Raw genomic sequence first — 6406 nt, forward strand, 5'->3', positions numbered from 1 at the left:
CCAGCGGCACCACCAGCAGCAGCAGTGCGCCCCACGCCAGCGGGCGATGGCGGGGCCACACCGCGAGGCCCCACAGCGCCAGCGCCAGTGCCCAGGCCGCGGTGCCTATCTGCGCCCAGGCCTGCGCCTGCGCGAACAGGGCCCACAGCAGCGGCCGGAACTGATCGGGCTGGGTGTAGCCGGCTGCCACCATGCTCTGCGCCAGCGGCGACAGGGTGAAGCCGTTGACCACCGCTGCCCCCGTGAGCGCCAGCGCGCCCGCGGCCTGGGCCAGGAAGGCGCCCTGCACCACCAGCCGTGGCCAGCCCAACCGCCCCGCCAGCCCGGCCTGGCCGATCAGTTGCGCCAGCATCACCGCCAGCAGGGCGCCGTGCACCAGGCCTGCAGTCGGCCCGATAGCGGCCAGGCTTTCGAGCAAGGTGGCGCCGTGGCCGTGGCCAGTGGGGTGGTGCGCCATGCCGATTACCGACAGGGCGGCGGTAGCCATGAGCAGGGCGGCCGTGAGGCGCGTGGGATGGGATTCGTCGGTCATCGGGCAAAGCTCCGCCTGTGGTTGCCTGCCGGACATAAGGCCACCGGCTTGACCAATCACCGAACATACAGGCAGGATCGTCCAATAATGGACGAATTGCAGAATCTGTCTCGTAATGTCCGGCCGCCAGACCGCCGCCAGCAGCGCACGCGCAACGCGCTTCTCGCAGCCTTTCGCGACCTGATGTTCGCCGAACGCTATGACCGGATCGATGTGGCCGCCGTCTGCACGCGGGCCAATGTCGGCCGTTCCACCTTCTACGCCCATTTCGCCGGGAAGGACGCGCTGCTCACTGCCTCGATGCATCCACTGCTCACCGTGCTGGCTGATACGGCGGTGATGGGCGACAGCCCGTCGCTGGCCTGGCTGCTCACCCATTTCTGGGAGCAGCGCCGCCATGGCCGCGTGGTGTTCGCGCCGCCGCTGCGCGCAGTGCTGGAGCGGGCGCTGGCCGAGGCCATTCTCGCCCGGCTCGGGCCAGATCAGCGCCTGCCCGCGCTGCAGATCGCCGCCGCGCAACTGACAGCGGTGGACGCGTGGATGATCGGCACGGTGTCAGCCACGCCTGAGCAGATGGCAGCCCGGATCGCCGCCACTGCGCGCCTGGCTCAATAGGCCTCGGTCTCGTAGATGCGGCTGATGTTGCCGCCCCAGGCACCATTGTAGAGCGCCAGGAGGCGGTCAGCATTGGTCATGCCGCTGGCGACGATCTCGCGCAGTGGCCCGAGGAAGCCCTGTTCTGTATCACCGGCGCCGTTCAGTCGGGCGCGGGCGGAAAGACCGGCATCGGCAATCTTCAACACCTCGGCCGCCAGATCCTTCAGCGTGCCGCCGTTGGGGCTGGCGGCGCCCAGCGCGAGGGCCGGCACTTCGCGGCGCAGACGGTCATGGTCGTCCGGTGTCCAGTGCTTGACCAGGTCCCACGCTGCATCCAGAGCGCCCTGGTCATAGAGCAGGCCGACCCACAGCGCCGGCAGCGCGCAGATGCGGTCCCAGCGGCCGCCATCGGCGCCGCGCATTTCGAGATAGCCCTTCATCCGCACTTCCGGGAAGGCGGTGGAAAGATGATCCTTCCAGTCGCCGAGCCGCGGCTTCTCGCCGGGGAGGACGGACAATTTGCCGGCAAGGAAATCGCGGAAGGACAGGCCTGCCGCGTCGATATATTTGCCGTCGCGATAGACGAAGTACATCGGCACATCGAGCGCATAGTCGACATAATGCTCGTAGCCGAAACCGTCTTCGAATACGAAGGGCAGGATGCCGGTGCGGGCCGGATCGGTGTCGGTCCAGATATGGCTGCGGAACGACTTGAAGCCGTTGGGCCGCCCTTCCGTAAAGGGTGAATTGGCGAACAGCGCGGTGGCGATCGGCTGCAGCGCGAGGCTGACCCGGAACTTCTGCGCCATGTCGGCTTCGCTGCCATAGTCCAGGTTGGTCTGGATGGTGCAGGTGCGCAACATCATGTCGAGGCCCAGGCTGCCGACGCGCGGCATGTGCCTGAGCATGATGTCATAGCGGCCCTTGGGCATGATCGGCAGTTCGGCGCGCGCCTTGTCGGGCCAGAAGCCGAGGCCCAGGAAGCCCAGGCCGAGCTCAGCGCCGATCTCGCGGCATTGCTTCAGATGGCGGTTCGATTCCGCGCAGGTCTGGTGCAGATTTTCCAGCGGCGCGCCCGACAGCTCGAACTGGCCGGCCGGCTCCAGACTGATGTTGCCGTCGGCGCCCTTCAGCGCGATGACGTTTCCGCCTTCCAGGATCGGCTCCCAGCCATAGCGGGTCATCGCCATCAGCAGGTCACGGATGCCGCCGGTTTCGGCATAGGACGGTGCACGGTGATCGTCGGTGCGATACACGAACTTCTCGTGCTCGGTGCCGATGCGCCAGTCTGCTGCGGGCTTGGCGCCGGCTTCGAACACCGAAACCAGCTGGTCGCGCGTTTCGATGATCGCGTCATCGCCGGCGGAGGTCAGCTTGTTGCTCATGTTTCGCGCCTTAGCCGTGTTGCCCGCGCGAGGCAATGAAGCCCGTGTGTTACCGGTTGATGGTGGCCATCATGTCACCTTGCCAAATCGTCATGATTGCCCACATAGGCAGCCATGATCGCTGCCCGCCCTTTGTTGCTGCTGTCACTCTTGGTGATGCTGGCCGGCTGCGGCATCGAACAGAGCCAGCCTGCACCGCTGCCCGATGCTGACCGTTGGGGCCATCTGCCGCCCGATCCCGAACGGCCGCAACAGGCCCAGTCGGATGCTGTGCCAGGCTGAGCTCCGGTGGCAGGGCGGCCCACCCGCGCGCCCCGCCACGTTCCCCGCTTCAGGCCGCGACGCTGCGATGCCGCCGCGCCGCAGAACCCACCAGGCCAAAGCCGGCCAGCAGCAGCGCCCAGGCCGCCGGTTCCGGGACGCCGCCCACCACTGGTGCCGCATCGAAGGTGAAATCATCCCACACCATGCGCGGGCCGGATCCGAGCGTGTAGACATGGTTGCCGGTGATCACCGGTGTCACCTCAAGCGTGTCGACAAGACCGCTTGGAAACGTGAACAGCGTCGGCCCAAAGGCGTTGGCCACCGGGTTTGCGGTCCAGACAATGTTGCCCGCCAGCTTGCCGACAAAACCGATGGTCAGCTGATCATGCCAGGCGGCGCCGAGCTGGATCGACAGCAGCCGGAACGGCGTTGGCGACGTGATTGTGTTCGGCGTGTTGACGGCGTTCGTGGCCGTGAAATTGCCGCTGGTCGCGTCGTTCTTGAAGCCGCACGGGTTGGCCCCGCATTCGCCAAAGCCATCAACCGCGGCCCAACGCGGTCCCCAGGTCAATCCGCCATAATTGGCAAAGATCGCCACGTTGGGATTGAGATACTCGGTGACCGTCGGCGTCCCAGAGATATCATCGAATGTCAGTGTTTGCGGCGCGGCGATTGCCGGCGCGGCCAAGAGCCCGGCAGCCAGTGCTGCCAGCGACAAGCCAATCTTCATCACACATACTCCCCCGTTCGCAGCGGCCTGCCCACAGCACCCCATGGCTGCTGGCCCGCGACACCGCCCAACTGACGTGGCCCGGAACATCCGCCCGGAAAGGTTGCAATAGTGGCGCGTTGGCTGTCATAAAGCGGCGCTAAACTTCTTCTAAAGGTTGGCATGGACGCAGCTTCCGTCCCGGTCACTGGCTCCGACACTCCGCGGCGATGGCGGTTTGGCACAGCGGTGTTCGATGAAGCCGGCTGGACGCTCCGAGTCGATGGCGCGCGGGTCACGCTGGAGAACAAGCCGCTTCGCCTGCTGCGCGAACTGCTGCGCCACCCCGGCCAGGCGATGAGCAAGGATGCGCTGCTCGATGCCGTGTGGCCCGGCGTCACCGTTGTCGAAGGCTCGCTCACCACTGCCATGAACAAGCTGCGCAAGGCGCTGGGCGACAGCGAGGGTCGCATTGTCGAGACCGTGCCCGGCATTGGGTATCGGCTGGCGGTGCCGGTGGCGCTGGATGTGGCCGAACCACAATCGGCGCTGGCGCCAGTCGCTCGCCGATCAGGTTGGCGGCAATGGGCCATGCTGGCGGCCGGCGCTGCCGCGCTCGCCGCTGTCGGCCTGGTGCTGGCACCGCCGCAACCGGTCCGCCAACCAGACGTGCTCGCCGCCCTGCGGGCCGTTGACCTGCCGGCGTTGCGCGCCCTGGTCGATCGCGGCTGGGACCCGGTGACGCCGATCGGGCCAGAGCGCAATTCCGCCATCGGCACCATGCTGGAGATCTGCGAGTGGAACCCGGCGCACGACCAGCAGAAGCTGGCGCTGGCGGTGCGCCTGCTGCTTGATGCCGGCGCCCGGGTCACTGATCGCAACGTGTGGGGCGACACGCCCTACAGCATCGCCGCCGCGCCGCGTTATTGCGGGCCCGATCACCCGGCCACCCGCCTGCTGAAGGCCGTGTGCACCGGTTCCAGCGCCCGCATCGATCCGCGCTGCCTGGCCGATTATGCCCATTCCGATTGGCCGCAGCAAAAGACGCCGCGCCTGGCGCCAGCCACACCGGCGGGCTGATACCGCTGCAAAGCCGCAGGATTGCACTGCGGTCCGGTTCTGGCATCCTCCCTGCTTTCCAGGGAAGGAACTGGCCATGCATGATCTCGTCATCCGCGGCGGCACCATCGTTGATGGCAGCGGCAATCCACGTTTCACCGGCGATATCGCGGTGGATGGCGGGCGTATCACGGCGGTGGGCCAGATCACCGCGCCGGGCCGCGAGGAGATTGACGCGACCGGCCTGATCGTCACACCAGGATTTGTCGACATCCACACCCATTATGACGGGCAGGCGACCTGGGACTCCGAAATGGCGCCATCGTCGTGGCACGGGGTGACGACGGTGGTGATGGGCAATTGCGGCGTCGGCTTTGCCCCGGCCAAGCCCGACAAGCATGACTGGCTCATCGGCCTGATGGAAGGCGTGGAGGATATTCCCGGCACCGCGCTGGCCGAAGGCATGAAGTGGAACTGGGAGAGCTTCCCCGAGTATCTCGACGCGCTGGACGAGCGGGCCCGCACCATTGATGTGGCGACCCACGTGCCGCACGGCGCCGTGCGCGCCTATGTGATGGGTGAGCGCGGCGCACGCAACGAGAAGCCGACCGAGGACGATATTGCCATGATGGCGCAGATCGTCGCCGAAGGGGTGAAGGCCGGCGCGCTCGGCTTTTCGACCAGCCGCACCATCCTGCACAAATCCATCGACGGCGAACTGGTGCCCGGCACCACGGCGGAGAAGGACGAGCTGATCGCCATCGGCCGCGCCATGGGCAAGGTGGGCCACGGCGTGTTCGAGATGGCCAGCGACCTGCGCCGCGAATGGGATGAATTCGGCTGGATGGCCGAAATGAGCCGCGAGACCGGCCTGCCGGTCACCTTTGCCATGCTGCAATCCATCGCCAAGGAACTGCCCTGGGAAGAGCAGATGGCCGAGACCGCGCGCGCCAATGCCGAAGGCGCCAACATCGTCGCCCAGATCGCCATTCGCGGCAACGGCATATTGATGGCCTGGCGCGGCACCGTGCACCCGTTCAAGTTCAAGCCCAGCTGGCAGGCGATCGAGGCGCTGCCGTGGGCGGAGCAATGGGCGCACCTGACCGATCCCGCCTTCAAGGCCAGGCTGCTCGCGGAGGAGAATGTCTGGCCCGAAACCGACGTGCTGCCGCTGCTGATGGCGGTCGCGCTGGGCTGGCAGCTGCATTACGAGATGGGCGACGGCTTCAATTACGAGCCGACGCAGGAGGAAACCATCTGGGCCATGGCCAAGGCGGCGGGCATGGACCCGGCCGAATATGCCTATGACCTGCTTTGCCGCGGGAATGGCAGCGGTTTCATCTATTTCCCGATCCTCAACTATGCCGACGGCAATCTCGATTTCGTGCAGGGCTTGCTCAATCGCGACGACACGGTGATCTCGTTGTCGGACGGCGGTGCCCATTGCGGCACCATCTGCGATGCCGCCAGCCCGACCTATTTGCTGCAGCATTGGGTGCGCGACCGCACGCGCGGCACCGTCACACTCGAAAACGCCATCCGCCGCCAGTGCCACGACACCGCGAGGCTCTATGGCCTTCATGATCGCGGCATCATCGCGCCGGGTTATCTTGCCGACTTCAACATCATCGATCTGGATCGGCTGCAACTGGGCAAGCCGTGGCTGGCCTTCGATCTGCCGGCCGGCGGCAAGCGCCTGCTGCAGAAGGCCGATGGCTATGTGGCGACGATCAAGAACGGCGTGGTCACCTTCCAGAACGGCCAGATGACCGGCGCGCTGCCCGGCGGCCTGATCCGTGGCCCGCAGGCCGCCCCCGCCACCGCCGCGCTGGCTGCCGAATGATCCGCGCCGCCGCTGCC

Annotated in this window: 7 protein-coding genes; 4 read left to right on the top strand and 3 right to left on the bottom strand. The window is 66.7% G+C overall.

Annotated elements, in window-relative coordinates; translation table 11 throughout:
- On the bottom strand, positions 1-532 hold a 532-nt coding region (locus GJ693_RS12705), incomplete at its 3' end, for a hypothetical protein (RefSeq protein ID WP_197042179.1).
- Between the two features lie 87 nt (positions 533-619).
- On the opposite strand from GJ693_RS12705, the gene GJ693_RS12710 reads away from it, so the two are divergent.
- A complete protein-coding gene (locus tag GJ693_RS12710; protein WP_156256662.1) occupies positions 620-1147 on the top strand; it encodes a TetR/AcrR family transcriptional regulator in 528 nt (175 codons plus the stop codon).
- On the opposite strand, the gene GJ693_RS12715 is transcribed toward GJ693_RS12710, so the two are convergent.
- Positions 1141-2514: a glutamate--cysteine ligase gene (locus GJ693_RS12715; RefSeq protein ID WP_156256663.1), complete on the bottom strand. Its 1374-nt coding sequence runs from the start codon at positions 2512-2514 to the stop codon at positions 1141-1143. The two genes, GJ693_RS12710 and GJ693_RS12715, sit on opposite strands and share 7 nt — an antisense overlap.
- Positions 2515-2628: 114 nt before the next feature.
- Here GJ693_RS12715 and GJ693_RS12720 point away from each other — a divergent pair, with 114 nt between their 5' ends.
- Complete coding sequence (locus GJ693_RS12720) at positions 2629-2796, top strand: hypothetical protein (protein ID WP_156256664.1); 168 nt, start codon at positions 2629-2631, stop codon at positions 2794-2796.
- A 49-nt stretch (positions 2797-2845) separates the two neighbouring features.
- Here GJ693_RS12720 and GJ693_RS17535 read toward each other — a convergent pair whose 3' ends face one another.
- Positions 2846-3508: a PEPxxWA-CTERM sorting domain-containing protein gene (locus GJ693_RS17535; RefSeq protein WP_235902877.1), complete on the bottom strand. Its 663-nt coding sequence runs from the start codon at positions 3506-3508 to the stop codon at positions 2846-2848.
- Positions 3509-3736: 228 nt separating this feature from the next.
- Here GJ693_RS17535 and GJ693_RS12730 point away from each other — a divergent pair, with 228 nt between their 5' ends.
- Both GJ693_RS12730 and GJ693_RS12735 read left to right on the top strand, forming a co-directional pair.
- A complete protein-coding gene (locus GJ693_RS12730; protein ID WP_197042180.1) occupies positions 3737-4567 on the top strand; it encodes a winged helix-turn-helix domain-containing protein in 831 nt (276 codons plus the stop codon).
- 76 nt (positions 4568-4643) lie between these two features.
- On the top strand, positions 4644-6389 hold the full coding sequence (locus GJ693_RS12735) for an N-acyl-D-amino-acid deacylase family protein (protein ID WP_156256666.1): 1746 nt from the start codon (positions 4644-4646) through the stop codon (positions 6387-6389).
- The last annotated feature ends 17 nt before the right edge of the window (positions 6390-6406 follow it).

The organism is Sandarakinorhabdus oryzae (assembly GCF_009733735.1).
Classification (GTDB): Bacteria; Pseudomonadota; Alphaproteobacteria; order Sphingomonadales; family Sphingomonadaceae; genus Sandarakinorhabdus; species Sandarakinorhabdus oryzae.

Bases quoted from the DNA above. Each gene is read 5' to 3' on its own strand.
- GJ693_RS12710 (WP_156256662.1), top strand. From the start codon at position 620: ATGGACGAATTGCAGAATCTGTCTCGTAATGTCCGGCCGCCAGACCGC.
- GJ693_RS12715 (WP_156256663.1), bottom strand. From the start codon at position 2,514: ATGAGCAACAAGCTGACCTCCGCCGGCGATGACGCGATCATCGAAACG.
- GJ693_RS12720 (WP_156256664.1), top strand. From the start codon at position 2,629: ATGATCGCTGCCCGCCCTTTGTTGCTGCTGTCACTCTTGGTGATGCTG.
- GJ693_RS17535 (WP_235902877.1), bottom strand. From the start codon at position 3,508: ATGAAGATTGGCTTGTCGCTGGCAGCACTGGCTGCCGGGCTCTTGGCC.
- GJ693_RS12735 (WP_156256666.1), top strand. From the start codon at position 4,644: ATGCATGATCTCGTCATCCGCGGCGGCACCATCGTTGATGGCAGCGGC.